The organism is Bifidobacterium aesculapii (assembly GCF_001417815.1).
In the GTDB taxonomy this organism is placed as follows: domain Bacteria; phylum Actinomycetota; class Actinomycetes; order Actinomycetales; family Bifidobacteriaceae; genus Bifidobacterium; species Bifidobacterium aesculapii.
This window is the reverse complement of record NZ_BCFK01000050.1, coordinates 1-22,514: the sequence shown is the minus strand read 5'-3', so window position 1 is coordinate 22,514 and position 22,514 is coordinate 1. Positions and strand designations below refer to the sequence as shown.

The 22,514-nt window shown below is 66.6% G+C and carries 23 protein-coding genes and 2 tRNA genes; 16 read left to right on the top strand and 9 right to left on the bottom strand.

The window, feature by feature from the left end; translation table 11 throughout:
* Window positions 1-70 precede the first annotated feature (70 nt).
* From rnc to coaD, 5 genes are all read right to left on the bottom strand, one after another.
* Window positions 71-778: a ribonuclease III gene (rnc, locus tag BFAL_RS07130; RefSeq protein WP_370696065.1), complete on the bottom strand. Its 708-nt coding sequence runs from the start codon at window positions 776-778 to the stop codon at window positions 71-73.
* A gap of 162 nt (window positions 779-940) precedes the next feature.
* The gene (rpmF, locus tag BFAL_RS07125) at window positions 941-1,135 is read right to left on the bottom strand and encodes a 50S ribosomal protein L32 (protein WP_055427716.1); all 195 of its coding nucleotides are present in this window, start codon (window positions 1,133-1,135) and stop codon (window positions 941-943) included.
* 137 nt (window positions 1,136-1,272) lie between these two features.
* Window positions 1,273-1,881: a YceD family protein gene (locus BFAL_RS07120; protein WP_055427715.1), complete on the bottom strand. Its 609-nt coding sequence runs from the start codon at window positions 1,879-1,881 to the stop codon at window positions 1,273-1,275.
* Between the two features lie 114 nt (window positions 1,882-1,995).
* Entirely contained in the window at window positions 1,996-2,949 is a 954-nt protein-coding gene (locus tag BFAL_RS07115; RefSeq protein ID WP_370696064.1) for a cell division protein, read from the bottom strand.
* A 14-nt stretch (window positions 2,950-2,963) separates the two neighbouring features.
* Window positions 2,964-3,479 (bottom strand): pantetheine-phosphate adenylyltransferase, encoded by a 516-nt coding sequence (gene coaD, locus BFAL_RS07110; protein WP_055427714.1) that lies wholly within the window; start codon window positions 3,477-3,479, stop codon window positions 2,964-2,966.
* Window positions 3,480-3,672: 193 nt separating this feature from the next.
* Between coaD and BFAL_RS07105 the strand changes: the two genes are divergently transcribed.
* On the top strand, window positions 3,673-3,954 hold the full coding sequence (locus tag BFAL_RS07105) for a DUF3039 domain-containing protein (RefSeq protein ID WP_055427744.1): 282 nt from the start codon (window positions 3,673-3,675) through the stop codon (window positions 3,952-3,954).
* 99 nt (window positions 3,955-4,053) lie between these two features.
* On the opposite strand, the gene BFAL_RS07100 is transcribed toward BFAL_RS07105, so the two are convergent.
* On the bottom strand, window positions 4,054-5,064 hold the full coding sequence (locus BFAL_RS07100; protein WP_055427713.1) for an aldo/keto reductase: 1,011 nt from the start codon (window positions 5,062-5,064) through the stop codon (window positions 4,054-4,056).
* Window positions 5,065-5,214: 150 nt separating this feature from the next.
* Here BFAL_RS07100 and BFAL_RS07095 point away from each other — a divergent pair, with 150 nt between their 5' ends.
* A complete protein-coding gene (locus tag BFAL_RS07095) occupies window positions 5,215-5,646 on the top strand; it encodes a MerR family transcriptional regulator (protein ID WP_055427712.1) in 432 nt (143 codons plus the stop codon).
* A 215-nt stretch (window positions 5,647-5,861) separates the two neighbouring features.
* On the opposite strand, the gene BFAL_RS07090 is transcribed toward BFAL_RS07095, so the two are convergent.
* The gene (locus BFAL_RS07090) at window positions 5,862-7,184 is read right to left on the bottom strand and encodes a nicotinate phosphoribosyltransferase (RefSeq protein WP_055427711.1); all 1,323 of its coding nucleotides are present in this window, start codon (window positions 7,182-7,184) and stop codon (window positions 5,862-5,864) included.
* A 77-nt stretch (window positions 7,185-7,261) separates the two neighbouring features.
* Between BFAL_RS07090 and BFAL_RS07085 the strand changes: the two genes are divergently transcribed.
* From BFAL_RS07085 to BFAL_RS07050, 8 genes are all read left to right on the top strand, one after another.
* Window positions 7,262-7,888: a Pr6Pr family membrane protein gene (locus tag BFAL_RS07085; RefSeq protein WP_055427710.1), complete on the top strand. Its 627-nt coding sequence runs from the start codon at window positions 7,262-7,264 to the stop codon at window positions 7,886-7,888.
* A 49-nt stretch (window positions 7,889-7,937) separates the two neighbouring features.
* Entirely contained in the window at window positions 7,938-8,702 is a 765-nt protein-coding gene (rph, locus tag BFAL_RS07080) for a ribonuclease PH (RefSeq protein WP_055427709.1), read from the top strand.
* A 147-nt stretch (window positions 8,703-8,849) separates the two neighbouring features.
* Window positions 8,850-9,575 (top strand): non-canonical purine NTP pyrophosphatase, encoded by a 726-nt coding sequence (locus BFAL_RS07075; protein ID WP_055427708.1) that lies wholly within the window; start codon window positions 8,850-8,852, stop codon window positions 9,573-9,575.
* 125 nt (window positions 9,576-9,700) lie between these two features.
* Window positions 9,701-9,776: transfer RNA gene (locus BFAL_RS07070), tRNA-Thr, on the top strand.
* Between the two features lie 69 nt (window positions 9,777-9,845).
* A tRNA-Leu gene (locus BFAL_RS07065) sits at window positions 9,846-9,926 on the top strand.
* 72 nt (window positions 9,927-9,998) lie between these two features.
* Window positions 9,999-11,003, top strand: a complete 1,005-nt coding sequence (locus BFAL_RS07060; protein ID WP_055427707.1) for an AEC family transporter — start codon at window positions 9,999-10,001, stop codon at window positions 11,001-11,003.
* 197 nt (window positions 11,004-11,200) lie between these two features.
* On the top strand, window positions 11,201-12,901 hold the full coding sequence (gene pgi, locus BFAL_RS07055; protein ID WP_055427706.1) for a glucose-6-phosphate isomerase: 1,701 nt from the start codon (window positions 11,201-11,203) through the stop codon (window positions 12,899-12,901).
* Between the two features lie 109 nt (window positions 12,902-13,010).
* Window positions 13,011-13,835: a hypothetical protein gene (locus BFAL_RS07050; protein ID WP_055427705.1), complete on the top strand. Its 825-nt coding sequence runs from the start codon at window positions 13,011-13,013 to the stop codon at window positions 13,833-13,835.
* A gap of 104 nt (window positions 13,836-13,939) precedes the next feature.
* Here BFAL_RS07050 and BFAL_RS07045 read toward each other — a convergent pair whose 3' ends face one another.
* Window positions 13,940-15,439 carry a class I SAM-dependent rRNA methyltransferase gene (locus BFAL_RS07045; protein WP_082440450.1) on the bottom strand — a complete coding sequence of 500 codons (1,500 nt, stop codon included), beginning with the start codon at window positions 15,437-15,439 and terminating at the stop codon, window positions 13,940-13,942.
* A gap of 65 nt (window positions 15,440-15,504) precedes the next feature.
* The gene (locus tag BFAL_RS07040) at window positions 15,505-16,020 is read right to left on the bottom strand and encodes a hypothetical protein (protein ID WP_055427704.1); all 516 of its coding nucleotides are present in this window, start codon (window positions 16,018-16,020) and stop codon (window positions 15,505-15,507) included.
* A gap of 506 nt (window positions 16,021-16,526) precedes the next feature.
* Between BFAL_RS07040 and rplS the strand changes: the two genes are divergently transcribed.
* From rplS to BFAL_RS07010, 6 genes are all read left to right on the top strand, one after another.
* On the top strand, window positions 16,527-16,883 hold the full coding sequence (rplS, locus tag BFAL_RS07035) for a 50S ribosomal protein L19 (protein WP_055427703.1): 357 nt from the start codon (window positions 16,527-16,529) through the stop codon (window positions 16,881-16,883).
* A gap of 118 nt (window positions 16,884-17,001) precedes the next feature.
* Window positions 17,002-17,769 (top strand): signal peptidase I, encoded by a 768-nt coding sequence (gene lepB / locus BFAL_RS07030; RefSeq protein ID WP_082440449.1) that lies wholly within the window; start codon window positions 17,002-17,004, stop codon window positions 17,767-17,769.
* A complete protein-coding gene (gene rnhB, locus BFAL_RS07025; protein ID WP_055427702.1) occupies window positions 17,769-18,494 on the top strand; it encodes a ribonuclease HII in 726 nt (241 codons plus the stop codon). The genes lepB and rnhB overlap by 1 nt, the downstream gene beginning before the upstream one ends.
* Window positions 18,495-18,749: 255 nt before the next feature.
* Window positions 18,750-19,868 (top strand): LacI family DNA-binding transcriptional regulator, encoded by a 1,119-nt coding sequence (locus tag BFAL_RS07020; RefSeq protein ID WP_055427701.1) that lies wholly within the window; start codon window positions 18,750-18,752, stop codon window positions 19,866-19,868.
* 266 nt (window positions 19,869-20,134) lie between these two features.
* On the top strand, window positions 20,135-21,778 hold the full coding sequence (locus tag BFAL_RS07015) for a xylulokinase (RefSeq protein ID WP_055427700.1): 1,644 nt from the start codon (window positions 20,135-20,137) through the stop codon (window positions 21,776-21,778).
* A gap of 53 nt (window positions 21,779-21,831) precedes the next feature.
* Window positions 21,832-22,514 (top strand): L-ribulose-5-phosphate 4-epimerase (locus BFAL_RS07010; protein WP_055427741.1); only part of this gene is annotated, 683 nt, incomplete at its 3' end.

The following is a 22,514-nucleotide window of genomic DNA, read 5'->3' as shown; positions in this document are numbered from 1 at the left end:
GCGGAACGGCGGCGTGTGAGGTGCGTCGCACTGCGCCGTTGCGCCCGCCGTGGCGGTCGTCGCCCCGCCGTCAGTCGTCGAGCCTGTGCCACGCGATTTCGGCGGCGGCCAGCTGCGCCTTGCGCTTGCTGGAGCCGCGCGCCGTGCCGAGCACGGTGTCGTCGTCGCCGAGCGTGACGCGCGCGGTGAACACCTGCGCGTATTCCGGTCCGGAGACGGACATGTGGTAGACGGGCTCCGGGCGGCCCATCTCGTGCGCCTTCACCGTCAGCGACGTTTTCCAATCGAGCGCGGGGCCTTCGGTGGCGACTTCGGCCAGCGTGTCGTCGACGAGACGGTGCACGACCTCGCGCGCGCCGTCGATGCCGTGTTCGACGAATGTCGCGCCGATCAGCGATTCGACGATGTCGCACAGGATGGAGCTTTTCGAGGCACCTCCCTGCGCCGCCTCGCCGCGGCCGAGAAGGATGTACGGTTCGACGTGCAGTTTGGTGCGCGCGATGGCGCTCAGCGCCTCCTCGCTCACCGCCTTGGCGCGCATCTTCGCCAACTGGCCTTCGGTCATGTCCGGGTGGACGCGGAAGAGGGTCTCGGTGGCGACGAGTTCGAGCACGGCGTCGCCGAGGAATTCGAGACGTTCGTAATGCTTGACTCCGGGGTGCTCGTGCGCGAAGGAACGGTGGGTGAGCGCCTGGACGAGCAGGTCCGGGCTGATCGTGGTGCCGAGCCGGTTCAGCAGTTCGGCGGCGGCGTCGGATGTCGGTCCCGTGATGCGCACCGCGTGGGCGGTGCCGTCCGCGCCCGTCCGCTCCTGCTCGTGTGCGTCATGCTGGTCGTGGGTGGTTTCGGTCAATCTCATGCTCCTGAACTTATGCGAAAGCCCCGCCACCCGTCGATGGCAGGGCTTCCCTCATGTCGATGTCGATCGGCTACCGCGTGATCACTTGGCGTGACCGGAGCGGATGGCCTCACGGTAGATGCGGCCGCGGAAGGAACCGCAGCTCGGGCAGGCCACGTGCGGCAGGGCCGGCTCGCCGCAGTTCGGGCAAGTCACGGTCGCCGTAGCGGTCGCCTTCCAGTTCGCGCGACGCGAGTGCGTGTTGGCGCGCGAGGTCTTGTACTTAGGCAGTGCCATTTCAGTATCCTCTGTTTCGTTCGAACATGTGAGCTTAAGCGTTCAGAAGTGTAACGCGGCGTCTGTACAAAGACCGACGGCGACACGCTCGGCGTTTGCCGATGCAGGTTGGCCGCCGCCGAGCGTGCCGGGTGCGGCTACTCGCCGCGTTCCTCGGCCTCCAGCTGCGCCTTGAGGTCGGCGAGTCCGGCGAAACGCAGATCGGTGGTCTCGTGATGGTGGTCCGGATGCTCGTTGAGGTCCACTCCGCACTGCGGGCACAGGCCGAGGCAGTCCTCGCGGCACAGCGGCTGGAGGGGCAGGCGCTCGACCAGCGTGTCGCGCAGCAGCGCCTCCAGGTCGGCGAACGCGCCCCCGGAGGACAGGGGGTAGATGTCCTCAGACTCCTCTTCGCCGGCGATCACCTCGACCTCGCCCTTGCCGTGTCCGTCGCGGTTCTTGCCGTCGTCGGGCTCGTAGGGGAAGAACGCGGTGACGTCCACGCCCCAGTCGCGTGCGATGGGCTTGAGGCAGCGGGTGCATTCGGCGTGCACCGGGGCGGTCACGCGCGCGGTGAGGATCAGTCCGTCGACGATCGAGTCGAAGGAGCCGCGCACATGCACCGGCGCGCCTTCGTCGACGCCGATGACCGCGTCGCCGATGCCTTCCGGTGCGGGGAAATCGGCGTCGAGCGGTTTGGATTGGCCGGGGCGCGCCGCGATCTGCGCGACGGACACCGCCCAGGGGGAATCTTCGGGACGGGCCATGATGTGGTCTTCCTTTCGTTGATGCTTGATGCTGTGGTTGCGCCGGGCGTCAGCATACATGCGCCGGCGCGTTCCGATGTCGTCCGGGTTCCGCGCGTCCGCCTGCGTGCGGTCTCAGCGGGATTCCGGATAGTCGCTCACTTCGAGCTTGGGCAGGTCTCGCCCCGCGGACTTGCGCCGCTCGTAGAGCACGTCGAGTCCGGCGTCCACGTCGCCGCTCATCTTCGTGAGCTGTGCGCGCAACGTCTCCATCACCTTCGTTGAATAATCGTCCGCGCCGCGCGTGAGGCGGTCGGCCTTCGTCTGGGCGGTGTCGAGGATCGTGCGCGCCTTCTGCCGGGCGATTTCGGTGACGTTTTCCTGCCCGGCGAGGAACTGGGCCTGCTCGTTCGCCTCCTTGACGATGTCGGCGGCGCGGCTTTGTGCGGAGGCGACGATGGCGTTGGCCTGGGTCTGCGCGCCTTCCAGCCGGCGTTCGGCCTCGCGCATGAGCGCCGAGGCGCGTTCGAGCTGCACGGGGAGCATCTTCTTGAGCTCGTTGAGCTCGTCGCCGAACCGGGCTCGGTCGATCTTCACCTGATCGGGGAAGAAGATGCCGCCCTTCGCCTCCTCGAGCGTGGCCTCCAGACGGTCGATGATGTCGTAGACCGTGGTGAACTCGTCACGGCTCTGGTCGAGGTCGTCGTCCTCGTCGCTCTCACGCAGATCCGGCAACGGGAACGGCGACTTGAGCACACGTTCGTCGTCGGAGTCGTGCCGGCCGTCTTCTGCGGCGGCGTCCTGTGCGGCGGTGACGGTCTGTGCGGGCGCGGTGGGGGAGAGGGCCGGCGGGTCCGTCGGCCCCCCGGGTCCTTCCGTGTCCGTGGGCGCGGCCGGTTCCGCGTCCTGAACGACCGGTGCGGGCGGCGCCACCATCGGTTCGAACGTCACCGGCGACGCCGGCGCGTCCGCCGCGTCGCCGGTCGACTGCGGTCGCGCGCCGCCTTCCGTCTGCGCGGTGAGGTCCACGTATCCGTCCGGGCGCGCCGCGTCGTCCTGCGGGCGTCCGTCCTGTGCTGCATCGGTCATGATGCGTTCCTTTCCTACGCGTTCGCGCGCGTATCGCGTGCGGAGGCCTCCCGTGCCAGCGCCTCGGTGAGCATCGGCACCACGCAGTCGGGCACCATGCCGGTCACGTCGCCGCCATGGCGGGCCACGTCCTTGACGATGGAGCTGGATATGTGTTCGAGCACCGGGTCGGCGGGCAGGAACAGCGTCTCCACGTCGCCGATCTTGCGGTTCACCAGAGCCATGCCCAGTTCCGCCTCGTAGTCGCCGTTCTGGCGCAGCCCCTTGACGATGACGGAGGCTCCCACTTCACGACAATAGTCGGTGATGAGCCCGTCGGTCGAGGCGACGACGACGTTCGTGCAGCCGTCCTTGGCGAGGGCGCGTCGAATCACATCGACGCGGGTGTGCGCGGGGAACATCGGCGTCTTCGCCGCGTTCACCGCCACCACCACATGCACTTGCTCGAAGAAGCGCGCGCTGCGTTCGATTACATCAAGATGTCCGGCGGTCACTGGGTCGTAGGAGCCGGGGCACACTGCTATGGTCATGGGTCACTAGCCTACCGCGTCGTCGCGTCGTCGCCGGTCGAGGCCGCCTCGTTGCCACGTCGCTATGATGGTGGTCGGTAGCACAGGTCGCAGGATTTCGAGTTGCAAGGAGGTCGTCATGAAGGAACGTGACGCGTCTGTCGTGTTTGGTTTCCGTCCTGTCGAAGGAGAGGCGGCGGCGTCGGCCGCGTGGATGGACGCGGACACGTCGTCCCCGCTGTCCGATCCGGACGCGCAGACCGGCACCGCGGTGCTGGAACGTCCGGAGGAGAAGGAGGAGACGCGTCGCGCGGACGACGGCGACGCCGACCGGTTCGCGCACTACGTCTCGCGCGACCGCATCGCCGAATCGCAGATGACCGGGCGTCCGGTGGTCGCGCTGTGCGGCAAGGTGTGGGTGCCGAAGCACGATCCGTCCAAGTACCCGGTGTGCCCGGACTGCAAGCGCATCTACGACGAGATGCGCGGCTGGTGATGTGTCTCGTCTCCCACGGCTGTCGTCTCTTGGCGCGGTTTTCGTGCGCGTTCCGGCCGGAACGCGCACGAAAACCGCGCCAAGAAAGTAAGACGACCGTCAGCGCTGGGAGATTTCGTCGATTCTGGTGAGTTCCTCCGCGCTGAACGTGGTGTTCTTCAGCGCGCCGATGTTGTCGAGGATCTGCTGCGGCTTGGAGGCGCCGGCGAGCACGGAGGTGACGACGCCGTCGTGCAGCAGCCAGGCGAGGCTCATCTCGGCGAGCGTCTGTCCGCGTGCGATGGCGATGTCGTTGAGCTCGCGGATCTGCTGGAGGCGCTCGGGCGTGAGCGCGGAATCCTTGAGGAAGCGCGGATCGAGGGCGATGCGGCTGTCCGAAGGCACGCCGTCGAGATAACGGTTCGTCAGCAGTCCCTGCGCGAGTGGCGAGAAGGTGATGATGCCCTTGCCGAGGCGTTTGGCCGTCTCCTTGAGCCCGTTGCGTTCGATGGTGCGGTCGAAGATGTTGTAGCGGTTCTGGTTGATGATGAACGGCACGTGCAGCTCGTCGAGGATCGCGGTCGCGCGCTCCAGGGTCGGCCCGTCGTAGTTGGACAGACCCACGTACAGCGCCTTGCCGGACTGGACTGCCGTGGCCAATGCGCCCATCGTCTCCTCGAGCGGGGTCTCCGGGTCCGGGCGGTGATGGTAGAAGATGTCCACGTAGTCGAGGCCGAGGCGTTCCAGCGACTGGTCGAGCGAGGCGAGCAGGTACTTGCGCGAGCCGTGGTCGCCGTACGGGCCCGTCCACATCTCGTAGCCGGCCTTGGTGGAGACGACGAGCTCGTCGCGGTACGCCTTGAAGTAGCGGTTGATGAGACGCCCGCAATTGCGTTCAGCCTCGCCGGGCTCCGGCCCGTAGTTGTTGGCGAGGTCGAAATGCGTGATGCCGTGGTCGAAGGCGGTGAACACGAGCGCGCGCATGTGCTCGAACGGCGTTAGGATACCGAAGTTGTGCCAGAAGCCGAGCGAGACGGCCGGCAGTTTGAGGCCGGATTCGCCGCAGCGGTTGTAGGTCATCGCGTCGTAGCGGCCTGCGGCCGGCGTGTAGGTGGTGGTGGGTTCGAGCATCGGTTGTCCTCCGGTTCGATGGGGCTGTTGTCTGGTAACGTGACCATCGTCGCAATTCAAGTGGGCTTGAACTCAAGCCGCGGCGGCCGTGGCGTGTCGTGCGGCGGCCGTGGGAATCGGGAACGACGGATGGAAGGTGACGGTGGAACCATGGCGGCATACACGATTCGCGAGGTGGCGGCCCGATTCCATATGCAGACCTCCACGCTGAGGTACTACGAGGATCAGGGGCTGCTCACCGATGTGGGGCGCGACACGGCCGGCCGGCGCGTGTACGAGGAACGCCACATCAACCGGCTGCGCGCGATCTGCTGCTTCAAGAACGCGGGCATGACCATCGACGATCTCAAGAAGTTCTTCACATACGAGCGGGACGAGCCGGCACACATCGACGAGATCCTCGACCTGCTCGAATCGAGGCGCGAGTCACTCGACGAGCAGCGGCGCGCGCTCGATGAGGCCGCGATGCATGTGCAGCGCAAGCTCCACTATTACGGCGATATCAAGCGCGCGCTCGACGCGGGTGAGTCCCTGCCTGAATGGAAGGACTACAAGACCCGCGTCTATGCCATCGAATGCTGAACCGGTGTCACAGAACGGTGATTTCCGTAGGCCGAACCGTGAAACGGGCAGTCCGGTGGGCTGCCCGTAGGTGAGGTGAGCGGCGGCAGCCGCGAAGGATTCCTTCGGAAATCACAGAACGGTGATTTCCGAAGGCCGAACCGTGAGGCGGGCAGCCCGGTGGGCTGCCCGTAGGTGAGGTGAGCGGCGGCAGCCGCGAAGGATTCCTACGGAAATCACAGAACGGTGATTTCCGTAGGAATCACTGGGTCGCCCTTCATCAGGCTCTGCGCCGCGATCGGCAGCTCGGCCAGTGCCTTGGCGCGGTAGTCGTGCGCGCGCATGATCGCGTCATGACCCTGCCACTGGTGGTCGATCTCGCCATGGTCCACGAAGTCGACCATCAGATCCTTCCACCCCTCGTCGGGGCGGAACGCGGCGAGCTTGTCCTCGGAGCCCGAGACCACGTGCTCGACGTCCGCCAGACCGTATTCGTACGAACGGTAGGCGACCTTGCGGCCCGGCACGGTGGCCTTGTCCTTCGACTTCTTCATGACCGGCGTCATCGCTCCGTCTGCGCCCTCGCGCTCGGTGAGCTTGTACACCATCGCGCATGTGGGCGCGCCCGAACCGGTGACGAGCATCGTACCCACGCCGTACGAGTCGACCGGCGCGGTCTGCAGCGCGGCGAGCGCATACTCGTCGAGATCGTTGGTGACGGTGATCTTCGTGTTCGTCGCGCCCAACGCGTCCAGCTGGTTGCGCACGCGCTGCGCCATGAGCGCGAGGTCGCCGGAGTCGATGCGCACGCCGCCGAGCTGCGGGCCGGCGACCTCGACGGCGGTCTTCACGGCCTCCTCGATGTTGTACGTGTCGACGAGCAGTGTGGTGTTCTTGCCGAGTGCGGCGATCTGCGATTCGAACGCCTGGCGCTCGCTGTCGTGCACGAGCGTGAAGCAGTGCGCGGCGGTGCCGATGGCCTTGAGACCGTACATCTGCGCGGCGAGCAGGTTCGCGGTGCCTTGGAAGCCGCCGACCACGGAGGCGCGCGCGGCGGCCACGGCCGCCCATTCGTTCGTGCGGCGCCCGCCCATGTCCATGCAGGGGCGGTCCTTCGCGGCGGAGGCCATGCGGGAGGCGGCCGAGGCGACCGCCGAATCGTAGTTGAGGACGGACAGGATCAGCGTCTCGAGCAGCGTGCACTCGCCGAACGTGCCCTCGACTTCGAGGATGGGGGAGTTCGGGAAGAACATCTCGCCTTCGCGGTAGCCCTTGATCGTGCCGGAGAAGCGGAAGTTCTCCAGCCATGTGATGGTTTCGGGGCTCACCACGTGGCGGTCGGCGAGGAAGCGCAGGTCCGCGTCGTCCAGGTGGAAGCGTTCGAGCGCGTCGAGGATGCGCCCGGTTCCCGCGACCACGCCGTAGCGCCGTCCCTGCGGCAGGTGCCGGGTGAACACCTCGAACACGCATTTGCGGTTCGCGGTGCCGTCCTTGAGGCACGCGTCCAGCATCGTGTACTCGTACATGTCGGTCATCAGCGCCGGCGAATAATCCATGATCGCTCCCTTGGCCTGTGGGCATCGTCCGTTTCCTGAGTCGGGTACCAGATTACCCCCTTGCGGATAGACTGGGGAGCATGAGATTCATCGCGGGATTGTGGCGGCTGGCGATCGCCGCCATGTGTTTCGTCGGCACATACGAGGCGTGGAGCCGCCCCGAATTCTGGACGTATTTCACGTTCCAGGCCGGGTTCGCGCTCGGTTTCGTGATGCTGTGGGCCGGTGCGGCCTCGATCCTCAAAGGCGTGGAGCCGCCCGCGTGGCTCAAGGGATGCGTGACGTTGTACGCCGTCGTCACCGCCGTGGTCGCGTTCGTGGCCATGCCGCCGGACGATCCTGCGTATGTGCCGCAGGTGCTCGGTCTGATGACGAACACGTGGCTGCACCGCATCGCCCCCATCATGGCCGTCGTCGACTTCGTGCTCTTCGACGCCCATCGCCGGTTCCAATGGCACTACATGTTCTCGTGGCTCATCTACTTCCCCGTCTACCTCGCGTTCGTGCTCGTGCGCGCCGCACTGTTCCCCACGGCCGGTCCCGCAGCGGGCGGCAGCCCGTACCCGTATGCGTTCATCGACCTGAATGCGCTCGGCTGGGCGCAGTTCGGCGTCAACTGCGGCAAGCTCGCCATCGGCTTCCTCGTACTCAGTCTCATCGTGTTCGTCATCGACCGCATCCTGCCGTCCAAGCCGCTGCTCGGCTGAAGTGCGGGTATCCCGGCGCGGTCGGGGCGCGTGGAGTAGGCTGTGTGCCATGGTTGAAATCACAGACATGCCGTCCGATCGCCCCATCATCCGCCAGGACGGCCGCAAGGTCGACGAATTGCGCCCCGTGCGCATCACCCGCCATTTCACCGACGCTCCGGAAGGCTCCGTGCTCATCGAATGCGGCAACACGCGCGTCATGTGCACCGCGACGTTCACGCCGGGCGTGCCGCGCTGGCGCAAGGATTCCGGGCTCGGCTGGGTCACCGCCGAATACGCGATGCTGCCGCGCGCCACGAAGGAGCGTACCGACCGCGAATCCGTCAAGGGGAAGATCGGCGGGCGCACGCATGAGATCAGCCGTCTGATCGGCCGCTGTCTCAGGGGTGTCATCGACATGAAGGCGCTCGGCGAGAACCAGATCCAACTCGACTGCGACGTGCTCCAGGCCGATGGCGGCACGCGCACCGCCTCCGTGACCGGCGCGTACGTCGCGCTCGTCGACGCGCTGGACTGGGCGGAGCGCAACGGGCACATCAAGTCCGCCGACAAGGCCATCAAGGACGTCGTCTCCGCGGTGTCCGTGGGCGTGATCGACGGCACGCCGATGCTTGACCTGCCGTACGTCGAGGACAGCCAGGCCATGACCGACATGAACGTGGCGATGACCGGCCGCGGCGAGTTCATCGAACTGCAGGGCACCGCCGAACACCGCCCGTTCACGCGCGCCGAACTCGGCACGCTGCTCGACCTCGCCGAAAAGGGCAACAAGGAGCTGCAGGCCGCCCAGCGCGCCGCGCTCGCGCTCGACTGAACCGCACGCGCGACCGTGCGCGACCGCACATGGCCGCGGATGACCGCGCCGCACCTGACCGCACAACCGCACCTGCGCCGTGCATGACCGCCCGGCGATCATGGCGCATCCAGGAACGCATATAGGGCATATGTGAAAGGGAACCCGATGAAACTCGTCGTCGCCACACACAACGAAGGCAAACTGGTGGAGATTCGCCGCATCCTCGAAGAGGATCTCGGCGCGGACGCCGCCTTGGTCGAACTCGTCTCTGCCGGCGCGCTGCACCTGCCGGACCCGGTCGAGACGGGCGTCACCTTCCAGGAGAACGCCCTGCTCAAGGCGCGTGACGTCGCCCGACGCACCGGTCTGCCCGCCATCGCCGACGATTCCGGACTCATCGTCGACGTGATGGGCGCCGCGCCCGGCATCCTCTCCGCGCGGTGGGCCGGCGCGCACGGGCATGACAAGGCGAACAATGCGCTGCTGCTCGCCCAGATCGAGGACATTCCGGACGACAGGCGCACGGCGCGATTCCGTTGCGCCGCCGCGCTCGTCGTGCCCGGCGACGAGGTCGACGCGACGGGCGGCAGCGCGGTGGCCGCAGGCGGTGCCGCGGCGCTCGCCGCACAGCACGCGATCGTCTCCGAGACGGTCGAGGTGGGGGAGATGCCCGGGCGGATCATCCGCAAGGAGCGCGGCGAACACGGATTCGGCTACGATCCGATCTTCGTGCCGGACGACCAGCCCGGCCGCTCCAGCGAGGAGCCCGGTCATGAGGGCGAGCCGTTGACCAGCGCCGAGATGACGCCGGCGGAGAAGAACGCGATCTCCCATCGCGGCAAGGCGCTCAAGGCGCTCGTGCCGGCGCTCGAGGCGTTGCTGGAGCGTTGACGGACCGTGCCGGACGGTCGGATCGGAGGCGTCCGGCACGCAATGACACGCCGGTTTGCTTTTTGCGCGACGCGCCCTATACTTTTTCTCTTGTGCATGGGTAGCGTACGCTTCCCAAGCGCAAAGCCACTTTAGCTCAGTCGGTAGAGCGGCTCACTCGTAATGAGCAGGTCGTCAGTTCGATTCTGACAAGTGGCTCCAGCACCCGGATTCGGTTCGCCGAGTCCGGGTTTTTCATTCTCCCCGGCCACTGATACATTGTCTTCTTGCGCGCGAGTGGCGTAATGGTAGCCGCGCAGGATTTAGGTTCCTGTGTCTTCGGACGTGTGGGTTCGAGTCCCATCTCGCGCACATGACCCCGGGCCCCGTCCAATCCGGGACCTCATCCGGTGCCGCGTGATGCTCGGGGCAGGAGGGAAGATCATGACGGCGATACTCGGCCCGGCCTCGCTGCTGCTCATCATTCTGGCTGGATACCTGTTCAAACGGTTCGGCCTGTTCGGTGCGAAGGACTACCGTGTCATCCAGACGGCGGAGTTCAACGTGGTGCTGCCGGGGGCGATCATCTATTCGTTCGCCACGAACCCGCATGACGTGAGCTACCTGTGGCTCAGCGTGTTCGGGTTCTTCTGTGCGCTCATCCCGCCCGTCCTGATCTTCCTGACCACGCGCCGGCGCGGCGTGGCCGACCGCGCGTTCCTCATGCTCAACGGCGCGGGATTCAATCTCGGCTGCTTCTGCTTCCCCGTCGTCACCGCGTTCTGGGGGCCGGGCGCGGTGGTGCCCGCCGCGATGTTCGACATCGGCAACTGCGTGATGGTCGCCGCCGGCACGAACGTGATGACCCAGCAGCTGCTGCACATCCGGCCCGGCAAGACGCTCGCCGAGCAGCATGCGGGCGCCGCGCCCACGCTGCCGTATGAGCGGCCGAAGGATCGGGACGCCAGGCGTCTGGCGCGTCGCGCGTTCGCCAAGAACATCCTCAGAAGCTTCTTCGGCTCCGTGCCGTTCGACACGTACATGCTCATGGTCGTGCTCATGTTCGCGGACATCCGCATTCCCGATTGGATCGCTACCGTCATGCAGCCGCTGAGCGGGGCGAACGCGTTCTGCTCGATGTTCATGGTCGGCATGCTCATGGACCTGCCGCGCGACCGGCATGACGTCAAGGAGGTGCTGGCGGTGCTCGCATGGCGTCTGCCGTTCGCGCTGGCGTTCGCCGCGTTCGCCTGGTTCGTGCTGCCGTTCTCCGCCGAGATCCGTGCGGTCGCCGTGATCGCCGTGCTCGCCCCGATCGCGATCTTCTCCACCCTGTTCACCGACAAGGTGCTGGGCAACGCGAAGCTCGCCGGGTTCTCGCTGGCGATCACCGCCATCATCTCCCTGGTCATGATGGCCGTCGCCCATGCACTGATGGGCGTGGCATGAGAATGGTGCGGGCGGGCCGCGCCGGCGCTTGACCCCGTCCGTTCACCGCTACGTTGCCGTAGCGTAGCCGCGTGTTCTTTTTGTGTTATTGTGTCCGCTTTTGTGAGTATTCTGTTTCGTGATACGGAACGGCGGACGATCCGGGGAAGCAACGGGTCGCGAGTCGCTTCCATCAATGATGAAAGGAATGGAATCCTATGGCCATCAATCCTCCCATTGACGCCACCACCACCCCGGCGTGGGTCGCTCTGCAGAAGCACTACGACGAGCTTCAGGCCGAGGGCATCAGCCTCAAGAAGTGGTTCGCCGAAGACGCCGACCGCGTCAAGGAGCTCAGCTTCGATGCCGGCGACCTGCACTTCGACCTCTCCAAGAACCTCATCAAGCCGGAGACCCTCCAGCTGTTCGTCCACCTGGCCCGCGAGGTCAAGCTCGACGAGCGCATCAAGGCCATGTACACCGGCGTGCACATCAACAACACCGAGGACCGCGCCGTGCTGCACACCGCGCTGCGCCGCCCGGTCGAGGACGAGGGCAAGTACATCGTCGACGGCCAGGACACCGTCAAGGACGTGCGCGAGACCCTCGACAAGATCTACGCCTTCGCCGACGAGGTCCGCTCCGGCAAGTGGACCGGCGTGACCGGCCGCAAGATCGAGACCGTCGTCAACATCGGCATCGGCGGCTCCGACCTGGGTCCCGTCATGGCGTACGAAGCCCTCAAGCCCTACGCGGACGCCGGCATCTCCGCCCGCTACATCTCCAACATCGACCCGAACGACCTGGCCGAGAAGACCAAGGGCCTCGACCCGGAGACCACCCTGTTCATCATCGTCTCCAAGACCTTCACCACTCTCGAGACCCTCACCAACGCCCGCGAGGCCCGCACCTGGCTGCTCGAGGAGCTCGTCGCCAACGGCGCCATCTCCGACGACGACGAGGCCCAGAAGGCCGAAGCCATCAAGAAGCACTTCGTCGCCGTCTCCACCAACCTGGAGAAGGTCGAGGAGTTCGGCATCGACCCGGCCAACGCGTTCGGCTTCTGGAACTGGGTCGGCGGCCGCTACTCCGTCGACTCCGCCGTCGGCACCTCCCTGGCCGTCGTCTTCGGCCCGGCCCGCTTCGAGGAGTTCCTGCACGGCTTCCACGAGATCGACGAGTACTTCGCCAACACGCCGTTCGAGAAGAACGTCGTCGTGCTGCTCGGCATGCTCAACGTCTGGTACCGCAACTTCTTCAAGGCCGCCTCGCACGCCGTGCTGCCGTACGACCAGTACCTGCACCGCTTCCCGGCCTACCTGCAGCAGCTCACCATGGAGTCCAACGGCAAGTCCGTGCGCTGGGACGGCACCCCCGTCACCACCGAGACCGGCGAGATCTTCTGGGGCGAGCCCGGCACCAACGGCCAGCACGCCTTCTACCAGCTGATCCACCAGGGCACCCAGCTCATCCCGGCCGACTTCATCGCGTTCGTCAACACGCCGAACCCGACCAAGGACGGCGACCAGGACGTGCACGAGCTGTTCCTCGGCAACTACTTCGCCCAGACCAAGGCCCTCGCGTTCGGCAAGACCGCCGACGAGGTCCGCGCCGAGGGCACCCCGGAGGAGATCGTCCCCGCCCGCGTGTTCACCGGCAACCGCCCGACCACCTCCATCTTCGGCGTGGCCCTGACCCCGTTCGCGCTCGGCGAGCTCATCGCCCTGTACGAGCACATCACCTTCGTCGAGGGCACCGTGTGGGGCCTCGACTCCTACGACCAGTGGGGCGTCGAGCTCGGCAAGCAGCTGGCCAAGCAGATCACGCCGGCCATCTCCAAGGACGACGACGCGCTCGCCGCCCAGGACGCCTCGACCAAGTCGCTGATCGAGTTCTACCGTAAGAACCGCGAGTTCTGATCGGCCGTGACGCTCCGTAATCGCGGAGCGGTCACCATCGATGCCCGGCATCCCGGCGATGCCGGGCATCGTTCGTCAGGGCCGTCGGGCTTGCAAGGAGGGAATGGATATGGGCAAACGCGGTCCGCGCAAGGGGCGCGGCAATGACAGGCGCGTCTCCGCGACGCGCGACGAGGCCCGCCGCCCGGTGCGCGGCGACGCGCGCGGCGGCTCCGGCCGCGGCGACGCGCGCAATGGGCGTCCCGGGTTCGGCATGACCGTGCACGGCGAGTTCACCGTCGTCGTCACGCAGCTCGTCGCCTACGCGCTGTTCTTCGGCATCGTGTACACGTTGGGTGTGCTCACGCCCGGCGGCATCATCGGTTCCGGCATGCTCGCCATGTCGGCCACGATGCTGATGATCGTCGGCTGGCCGTTCGGCGGCACCGAGAAACAGGGTGTGTTCGGCCGCATCATGGTGGCCGTCACGTTCGTGGTCTCCGCCATCGTCGTGCTGCCGAGCGAGTTCTACACCGACGTGACCTACCTGCGGTGGGCCGCGTATCTCGCCGTGGCCGCATTGCTCGTCGTCGCGGCGTCGTTCCTGTGGGCCAACACGAGGCACCGCGGGCAGTCCGAATCCGAGAACGATCCCGGCACCGTGGTGCGCATCGGCATCGAATCGGGATGGACCGTGCTGTGCGGATCGTGCTGGATCTTCCTGCCCGCCATGTACGCGGACATGGCCAAGCCCGAGGCCGCCTCGGCCGTGGGCTGGACCGTGTTCCTCGTATTGGTCGTGGCCGCCGTCGTGCTGCTGCGCGTCTCCACCAGGCAGTGGAACGCGCTGGAGCATCCGGCCGCCTACGCGTGGCTCGGCATGGGCATGGTTCCGGTCATGCGATTCGGCCTGCTCGTGTTCCTCGCCGCCTGCGCCACGCACTGGCTCATGTGAGGATTACGTGCGGATGGGGGCTACGGGGCATGACGTCCCCGTAGCCCCCATCCTGTCTCATGACGGTCAGCGGTTCACAGCGTCTTACACCGGCTCACACCGGCTTACACCACTTGGAACAGCAGGCATTTGAGATAGTCGGTCTCCGGCACTCCCCAGACGATCGGATGGTCCGGGGCCTGCTGGCGCTCCTCGATCTGGCGCAGATGCACGCCGGCATCCTGCGCCGCCTCGGCGAGCATGCGCTTGAACCGGTCATGATCCATGAAATGCGAGCAGGAGCAGGTCGCCAGATAGCCGCCGCGCGGCAGGATGCGCATCGCCCGGTAGTTGATCTCGCGGTAGCCCCGCGCGGCCGCGGTGATGGTGCGGCGGCTCTTGGTGAACGCCGGCGGGTCGAGGATGATGAAGTCGAAGCGTTCGGGGTTGCGCGTGCGTTCCAGCTCGGGCAGCAGGTCGAAGATGTTCGCGACGGTGAAATCCATGCGGCTCTCGACGTCCGGTCCGTTCAAGCGCGCGTTCTCCCTCGCCATGTCGATGGCGGTTTCGGACACGTCGACCGCGCGCACGAACTCCGCTCCGCCAAGCGCCGCATTGAGCGCGAAGGAACCGGTGTGCGTGCAGCAGTCGAGCACGCGCCTGCCGTTCGCCAGACGGGCCACGGCGCGGCGGTTGTATTTCTGGTCGAGGAAGAAACCCGTCTTCTGGCCGTTCGCGAAGTCGACGTGATAGCGCACACCGTTCTCGACGATGTCGGTGACGGTCGGGCCCGCGTCGGAGGCGCCGTCCGCGATGCCGTCCCGTGATCGCGCCGTCCACCAGCCGGTCGTCTGCTCCAATCCCTCCAGCGCGCGCGTGGCCACGTCGTTGCGCTCGTAGATGCCGCGCAACGCGATCCCATCCTCGGCGAACACGTCGAGCAATGCCCGGAAGACCACGGGCTTGAGCCGTTCCATGCCCGCCGATAGGGTCTGCGTGACGAGCACGTCGTCGAACCGGTCGACGATCAACCCGGGGAAATCGTCCGCTTCGGAGAAGATCACGCGGCAGGCCCGCGCATCGTCCCCCATCACGGTCCTGCGGTAGTCCCACGCCCAACGCGCCTTGCGCTTCCAGAACTCGGGGGAGAAGTCGTCGTTGGCGTTGCGCGTCACCAGACGCACGCGGATGCGGCTGTGGCGGGACAGCAGGCCGGTGCCGAGATAGGCGCCCTTGAGACTTACCACATCCACGATCGAGCCGTCGGGCAGGGTTTCGAGCGGAATGATCTCGCCTTCGGTCCGCGGCGCGTTGAGCAGCTCCTTGCGAAGGCGGCGCTCGTGGAAATCGCCGGCGCCGCGACGCGCCCGCAGGGGCCGCACGTCTTCCGTCGGATGGTCGGGACCGGACGTGTGTTCATGGTCGGGCGCGTTTTCGGGCGAGGGCCCGGCAGCCGGCGAATCCCATGCTCCGGGTTTGAGCGAGCCGTTGTTGTCCCACGATTCGCCGGAGGGCAGCTCGAACCGTCTCACCTCGCCCTCGTACACCCACGGATGCCCTGTCTCGATCGCATGGGCGCCCTTCGCGGTGACCACTGCGCGTGGATACGTTCTGTTCGTCTTCATATCGTGCTGTCCTGTCTGTATATGAGCCCCGTCGACGCCCGGCCCGTGGCGGCCGGCGATTCCCGTCAGTGCGTGAGCACGGGGATGCGGGTGCCGGGGGAGAGCGGGCCGGACGGCAGGAACCCGGAGGCGGGGATCCGCATCAGACCGCGGTCGCGCGTGCCCATCGGATAGTCGGCGTACGCGCAGATGCGATGCTGGCCGTATCCGACGCGGTAGCGGGTCGACGCCGTTCCGTCGACCGCCGTGGCCTCGACGCTCGGGTCGCCGTAGCCGAACCACATCTCCAGGAACGTGCGCTCGCGGATCGAAGGGACGTCGAATTCCAGTTCGGGCGACGTCTCGGGCTGGCGTTCCAACCGGTCCGACACCCGATTCATCTGCCTGCGGACCGCGTTCCAGTCCATCCTGTCCCATTCGAGGCGGTTGTACTCCTCGTGGCGGCTCGGCCAGAAGTCGTCGTCGAACGCGCCTTCGTAGGGTTCGCTCGCCTGTGGAAACTCAAGTCGCCCGAGAGGGACCGCCCTCCACGTCGCATTCGAACCGATCTCGTTGTTGGCCGTCAAGGAAAACGCGCCCATGATCACCCTCCACCACCCTGATGCCGTTACGATCGCGTCACGCTCAGTTACGTGCCGCGACGCGCCGCCCCTCGGCGGCGGATGCCCACCATTGGTTCGATATGCGAATGGTATGAGTTCACTATATGGACCAATGAATGCCGCACACCGATGATAGGAACGACCCGCCCGTCCGGCCGCCCCCGTCCGGCTCGTGGAAGGGTCCTGTCCGGCTCGTGGAGGAGGGGCGTCCGGCTCGCGAACCTGCGCGCGTGCGAGGTGTCCGCGAGGAGCCGTACAATGTTCGATTGCTGTGTCGTGGCGGGGGTCGCCGCATAAACCCCCGTCGCACGAAGGTCCAGCCGGGCGCCGCAAGGCGTGTCTCCGGCGGATCGGCACCCCTCGCGGGCGGACCCGTGGGGAAAGACATCGGTGCATGCGCCACGCCGGGCGGACAGTCCGGGCCATACAGGCCGTGCATGCGCCCCGACCGGTGGCCGATATGCGGCGGCACCTAAGGAACAATCATGGTCAACGCCATCGAGGCTTTCGACGCCAAGCACATGAAGCCCGCCGAGGAGATCCCGGCCTTCCGTCCCGGTGACACGGTCGACGTGAACGTCAAGATCAAGGAAGGCAACAACTCCCGTATCCAGACCTTCACCGGCGTGGTCATCGCCCGTCAGGGTTCCGGCGTGCGCGAGACCTTCGTGGTCCGCAAGATCAGCTTCGGCACCGGCGTGGAGCGTCGCTTCCCGCTGCACTCCCCGTCCATCGACTCCATCAAGGTCGTGCGTCTGGGCCGCGTCCGTCGCGCCAAGCTCTACTACCTGCGCGCCCTGCGCGGCAAGGCCGCTCGTATCGTCGAGCGTCGCGCCAAGTGAGCCGATAGCGCACATCGCGCGTGAACGACGGCCCGGAACCCGTACGCGGTTCCGGGCCGTTTCGCATCTGGGCACGCACGCGGCTAAGATGGGCGGAGTTTTCGCGACAGGAGGGGCCATGCCATACGACAATGACGAGCGCGACCGCCACACGTTCCAACTGGCCGAGCAGGGCGTCGGCGTGACCGCCGCACCGTCGGGCGGCGACCTGCCCGAGTCCGGGTCCGCGGCCCGGAACCGCGGCACACGGCGGGAACTCGACGATGAACGGTTCTCCTGGAAGGACACGCTCATCTGGTGCGGCATCCCGATCCTCATCGTGATCCTCGTGCGCGTCTTCCTCATCGGCACCTACGTGATCCCCTCCCGCTCGATGGAAAGCACCATCGAACCCGGCGACCGCGTCGTCACCCTCAAGATCGCACCCAAGGCGTTCGGACTCAAACGCGGCGACGTCGTCGTCTTCCACGATCCGGCGAACTGGCTCTCCAACGAACAATCCACGTCGCCGCTTCCCGGCGACTACCTCATCAAACGCGTCATCGGCCTGCCCGGCGACACCGTCGCATGCGAGGGCGCGGGCCAGCCGATCAAGGTCAACGGCGTCGCCGTCACCGAAACCGCATACCTCAAGAACGGCGTGCAGCCGAGCGCGTTCCCGTTCAGCGTGACCGTCACCGAAGGCCACGTGTTCGTCATGGGCGACAACCGCGCCAACTCCGCCGACTCCCGCTACCATCAGGACGACGGCGACCACGGTCTCGTCCCGATCTCCGACGTGGTGGGCGTCGGACTGTGCCGCTACTGGCCGCTCAACCGTCTCGGATCGCTCGACGGGCACCACGAGGTCTTCGCCGGCGTGCCGGACGCGCCTACGGGAGCCTGATGATCACCCCCACGCTCGACCTTGAACGGGAGCTCGCCTCCCGCGGCTACGACCTCGTCGCCGGATTCGACGAAGTGGGGCGCGGCGCGCTCGCCGGCCCGGTGATGGTCGGCTGCACGATGCTGCACGCCCATGACCTCGCCTCGCTCGACGTGCCCGACGGCGTCGCCGATTCGAAACTCCTCACCGAACACCGCCGCGAGGCCATCTACGGCGAGCTCGTCGCATGGCCCGCCGCGTGGGCGGTCGGCGAGGCGAGCAACGCCGAAATCGACGAATGGGGCATCAGCCATGCGCTCGGCGTCGCCGCGCTGCGTGCGCTCGCCGAAGCGGAACGGCGTCTGGGAATCGACGCGACCGGCATGCTCGACATGACCGACGTGGCGGGGGAGTCGGATCGCCGTCGCGTGCGCGTCGGTGCGATTCTCGACGGCCCGTACGACTACATCACCAAAACGCTCGACACGTTCGACGCGCCGGACGTGCCGGTGCCGGCGCATGTGACGACCAAGGTCAAGGGCGATCGCTCCTGTGCGAGCGTCGCCGCCGCGGCCGTCATCGCGAAGGTGACGCGAGACCGGCTCATGGAGCGTCTCGCTGAACGGCAGGAATACGCCGCATACGGTTGGGGGAGCAACAAGGGCTACGGCACCGCGGCGCACAAGGCGGCGATCGCCGCTCAGGGGCCCAGCGACCTGCATCGCGTCTCCTGGAAGCTTGTCTGATCCGTAAGGCTCCCGTCGCGCCGCATCGTATCGCATGGCGTCGCGTCGTAGCGCATGGCGTCGCGTCGCATGGCGTCGCGTCGCATGGCGTCGTATTCGTGTCGGGGCGGGGTGCGGACCGGCGCCGTCGCCCGTGCATGCACGCCGATACGGCCATGCTCCGGCCCCGATAATCGTGTGAACGTTCACGTGTCGTCTGGTTTTTCGCGATACACTGCGAGGGACAGTGCAGTGCCGCGCGGAAGGAGAAGTGGTATGGTGTCCGGCCGCAATAGGGCAAACAAACGCCCGTCGATGTTCGAGGTCGCGAAGCTCGCGGGAGTGAGCCATCAGACCGTATCCCGCGTGATCAACAACTCCCCGGACGTCTCCGACGCCACGCGCGCACGCGTCAAGGCGGCGATCCGCGAACTCGGCTACCGTCCGTCGAACTCGGCGCGCGCGCTCGCCTCGAGCCGTTCGCGCACCATCGGACTGATCGCCGGAGGCATCAAGTTCTTCGGTCCCATCTCCACCATCTCCTCCATCGAGTCCATCGCGCGCGGCCACGGGCTGTTCATGAGCGTGATGATGGTGCATGAGGCGTTGTGCACGCAGGCCGAGTTCGACGACCTCGTCGACACGTTCAACGAGCAGAACGTCGACGCGTTCATCTTCCTGACCCCCACCGACGTGATGCTGGACGTCGCCTGCCGGTCGCGCGTCACGCAGCCGCGCGTCATCGTCACCTCGACGCACGGCGGCATCAGCATGCGCGAGGCGCGTTCGCTGCTGCCCGCCGGCGATCTGGAGCGCACGGCGTTCGTCGGCATCGACCAGTGGGGCGCGATGGCCGATGTGATGCGTCTGGTCAAGTCCGCAGGGCACCGCCGCGTGCTCTATCTCGCCGGTCCGCACGACTGGCGCGACGCCGCGACGCGACTGGCCGCGTGGGAGACGCTCTCCGCCGCGGAATCCATCCAGACGCAGGTGATGCGCTGCGGTACGTGGGAGTCGGGCGAGGCGTACGCGAAGATGAACCGCCTCATCGACACCGCCGGCGTGACCGGTGCGCCGCTGCCGACCGTCGTCGTCGCCGCGAACGACGCGCAGTCGGTGGGCGTGGCGCGCGCCCTGCAGGAGCACGGACTGCGCATTCCGCAGGACGTGAGCCTCGTCGGATTCGACGACATGACCGCGATGGACAACATGTTCCCGCCGTTGACGACCGTGCGTCCGGACTTCGAAGGGCTCGGCACCGCCGCGATGCGTGAGGTGCTGCGGCTGCTCGGCGAAGGGCAGGGCGCGGCGCTGCCCAATTCGCAGCACGGCGTCGGTCTGGTTCCCGCCTCGGTGCGTGACCGCATCTCGTTGGGGCCGGTGCCCCGTGTCTGACGGGCGCGTCGCCGGTGGGCATATGCGGTTCGGGGTCATTGCGTGCGGGCCCGCGAGTGCGGCATGGGCCGGTATCAGGCTGTTTGATGACCTGTTATCAAACCGTTATCTTTCGTGGCACGTCGGGCTTGTGGTACGGCCGTCTGGCCGTTACAATGAATACGGAAATTGTGAGCGTTAACGGCCACCCAAGGAAGGGGTGCGGTCAGCGCCCAAGGAACGACGATCGGGCGGTGATGGCCGGCCGGTCAGAAGGAGTCCACAGAATGGCAGCAACGAACACCTCCGAGCAGGTCGCGACGATCGCGGAGAAGATTCGCGCCGGCAAGACCTCGCTGGGCATCGAATTCGGTTCCACGCGCATCAAGGCCGTGCTGATCGACGATGAATACAAGACCATCGCCTCCGGCGACTACGGCTGGGCCTCGCATCTGGAGGACGGCCTGTGGAGCTACTCCAAGGAGGAGATCTGGAAGGGCCTGCAGACGGCCTACGCCTCGATGGCCAACGACGTGAAGACCGCCTACGGCGAGACCCTCACCCACGTCGGCCACATCGGCTTCTCCGCCATGATGCACGGCTACCTCGCCTTCGACAAGGACGGCGAACTGCTCGTGCCGTTCCGCACCTGGCAGAACACCAACACCTCCGAAGCCCACAAGAAGCTCTCCGAGCTGTTCCAGTACAACATCCCCGAGCGCTGGTCCATCGCCCACCTCTACCAGGCCGTGCTCAACAAGGAGGAGCACGTCGGCAAGGTCGCGTACTTCACCACCCTCGCCGGCTACGTCCACTGGAAGCTCACCGGCGAGAAGGTCCTCGGTGTCGGCGACGCCTCCGGCATGTTCCCGATCGACCCGACCACCCACACCTACGAGACCGAATTCATCGAGAAGTTCAACGCGCTGCCCGAAGTCGCCGCCCAGCCGTGGAAGCTCACCGACCTGCTGCCCAAGCCGCTCGTCGCCGGCACCCCCGCCGGCACGCTCACCGAAGAGGGCGCCAAGCTTCTCGACCCGTCCGGCAACCTGCAGCCGGGCATCGTGCTCGCCCCGCCGGAAGGCGACGCCGGCACCGGCATGGTCGCCACCAACTCCGTGCGCGTGCGCACCGGCAACGTCTCCGCCGGCACCTCCATCTTCGCGATGGTCGTCCTCGAGCACAAGCTCAACGCCCTGCATCCGGAGGTCGACCTCGTCACCACCCCGGCCGGCGACCTCGCCGGCATGAGCCACGCCAACAACTTCACCTCCGACCTCAACGCGTGGGTCGGCCTGTTCGGCCAGTTCGCCAAGGCCATCGGCAGCCCGGTCGACGCCGGCATGCTGTACGGCACCCTGTTCCGCGCGGCCATCGCCGACGACGTCGACGCCAACTGCGGCGGTCTGCTCAACTACCCGTTCCGTTCCGGCGAATTCCTCGCCGGACTGCCGGAAGGCCGTCCGCTGTTCGCCCGCAGCCCCGAGGCCAACATGACCCTCGGCAACTTCATGCGCGCGCAGCTCTTCTCCGCGTTCTCCCCGGTCAAGATCGGCATGGACGTCATGACCAAGCAGGAGCACGTGCAGATTGACTCCCTCGTCGGCCACGGCGGCATCTTCACCACCCCGAAGGTGGCCCAGAAGATCCTCGCCGCCGCATTCAACACGCCGATCAAGGTCATGTCCACCGCCGCCGAAGGCGGCGCATGGGGCATGGCCGTGCTCGCCGACTACCTGTGGCACACCGATGAGGAGCACACCAACCTCGCCGACTACCTCGACGGCTGCGTCTTCAAGGACGACCAGTCCACCACCGAGGAGCCCTACGCCGGCGACGTCGTCGGCTTCGAGGAGTTCTTCGGCCGCTTCACCAAGGGCCTGCCCATCGAGCACGCCGCCATCGAGACCATCGACCTCGAAGACAAGTAAGCGGAAACACGGTTTCAACAACGTCCAACCATTGATTGAAAGGATGAAAGCAAATGGCTACTTTGGCTGATTACGGCCCTGAGGTGCGTGCCGAGGTCAAGCAGGTGCGCGAGGTCGTCTCGAACCTGCACCAGCAGCTGATCAAGTGGAACCTGGTCGTGTGGACGGCGGGCAACGTCTCCCAGCGTCTGCACACGGCGGATCTGTTCGTGATCAAGCCGTCGGGCGTGCGCTACGAGAACCTGACCCCGAACTCGATGGTCGTGGTCGATCTGGACGGCAACGTGGTCGACGGCACGGAGGCGCCGAGCTCGGACACCGCGTCGCACGCGTACATCTACCGCAACATGCCGGACGTGTACGGTGTGGTGCACACGCACTCCACCTACGCCACCGCTTGGGCCGCCACCGGTCAGAACATCCCGTGCGGTCTGACGATGATGGGCGACGAGTTCGGTGGTCCGGTGCCGGTTGGCCCGTTCCGTCTGATCGGCTCGGAGGCGATCGGCGAGGGTGTCGTGGAGACGTTGAAGAAGTATCCGAAGTCCCCGGCGGTGCTCATGCAGAACCATGGCCCGTTCACGATCGGCAAGGACGCGGAGGGCGCGGTGAAGGCCGCGGCCATGACTGAGGAGGTCGCGCACACGATGTGGGCGGCGCGTCAGCTGGGCGACATCATCGAGATCGACCAGGCCGACATCGACAAGCTCAACGACCGCTACCAGAACGTCTACGG

Bases quoted from the DNA above. Each gene is read 5' to 3' on its own strand.
- rpmF (WP_055427716.1), bottom strand. From the start codon at position 1,135: ATGGCACTGCCTAAGTACAAGACCTCGCGCGCCAACACGCACTCGCGT.
- BFAL_RS07120 (WP_055427715.1), bottom strand. From the start codon at position 1,881: ATGGCCCGTCCCGAAGATTCCCCCTGGGCGGTGTCCGTCGCGCAGATC.
- BFAL_RS07115 (WP_370696064.1), bottom strand. From the start codon at position 2,949: ATGACCGATGCAGCACAGGACGGACGCCCGCAGGACGACGCGGCGCGC.
- coaD (WP_055427714.1), bottom strand. From the start codon at position 3,479: ATGACCATAGCAGTGTGCCCCGGCTCCTACGACCCAGTGACCGCCGGA.
- BFAL_RS07105 (WP_055427744.1), top strand. From the start codon at position 3,673: ATGGACGCGGACACGTCGTCCCCGCTGTCCGATCCGGACGCGCAGACC.
- BFAL_RS07100 (WP_055427713.1), bottom strand. From the start codon at position 5,064: ATGCTCGAACCCACCACCACCTACACGCCGGCCGCAGGCCGCTACGAC.
- BFAL_RS07095 (WP_055427712.1), top strand. From the start codon at position 5,215: ATGGCGGCATACACGATTCGCGAGGTGGCGGCCCGATTCCATATGCAG.
- BFAL_RS07085 (WP_055427710.1), top strand. From the start codon at position 7,262: ATGAGATTCATCGCGGGATTGTGGCGGCTGGCGATCGCCGCCATGTGT.
- rph (WP_055427709.1), top strand. From the start codon at position 7,938: ATGGTTGAAATCACAGACATGCCGTCCGATCGCCCCATCATCCGCCAG.
- BFAL_RS07075 (WP_055427708.1), top strand. From the start codon at position 8,850: ATGAAACTCGTCGTCGCCACACACAACGAAGGCAAACTGGTGGAGATT.
- BFAL_RS07060 (WP_055427707.1), top strand. From the start codon at position 9,999: ATGACGGCGATACTCGGCCCGGCCTCGCTGCTGCTCATCATTCTGGCT.
- pgi (WP_055427706.1), top strand. From the start codon at position 11,201: ATGGCCATCAATCCTCCCATTGACGCCACCACCACCCCGGCGTGGGTC.
- BFAL_RS07050 (WP_055427705.1), top strand. From the start codon at position 13,011: ATGGGCAAACGCGGTCCGCGCAAGGGGCGCGGCAATGACAGGCGCGTC.
- BFAL_RS07045 (WP_082440450.1), bottom strand. From the start codon at position 15,439: ATGAAGACGAACAGAACGTATCCACGCGCAGTGGTCACCGCGAAGGGC.
- BFAL_RS07040 (WP_055427704.1), bottom strand. From the start codon at position 16,020: ATGGGCGCGTTTTCCTTGACGGCCAACAACGAGATCGGTTCGAATGCG.
- rplS (WP_055427703.1), top strand. From the start codon at position 16,527: ATGGTCAACGCCATCGAGGCTTTCGACGCCAAGCACATGAAGCCCGCC.
- lepB (WP_082440449.1), top strand. From the start codon at position 17,002: ATGCCATACGACAATGACGAGCGCGACCGCCACACGTTCCAACTGGCC.
- rnhB (WP_055427702.1), top strand. From the start codon at position 17,769: ATGATCACCCCCACGCTCGACCTTGAACGGGAGCTCGCCTCCCGCGGC.
- BFAL_RS07020 (WP_055427701.1), top strand. From the start codon at position 18,750: ATGGTGTCCGGCCGCAATAGGGCAAACAAACGCCCGTCGATGTTCGAG.
- BFAL_RS07015 (WP_055427700.1), top strand. From the start codon at position 20,135: ATGGCAGCAACGAACACCTCCGAGCAGGTCGCGACGATCGCGGAGAAG.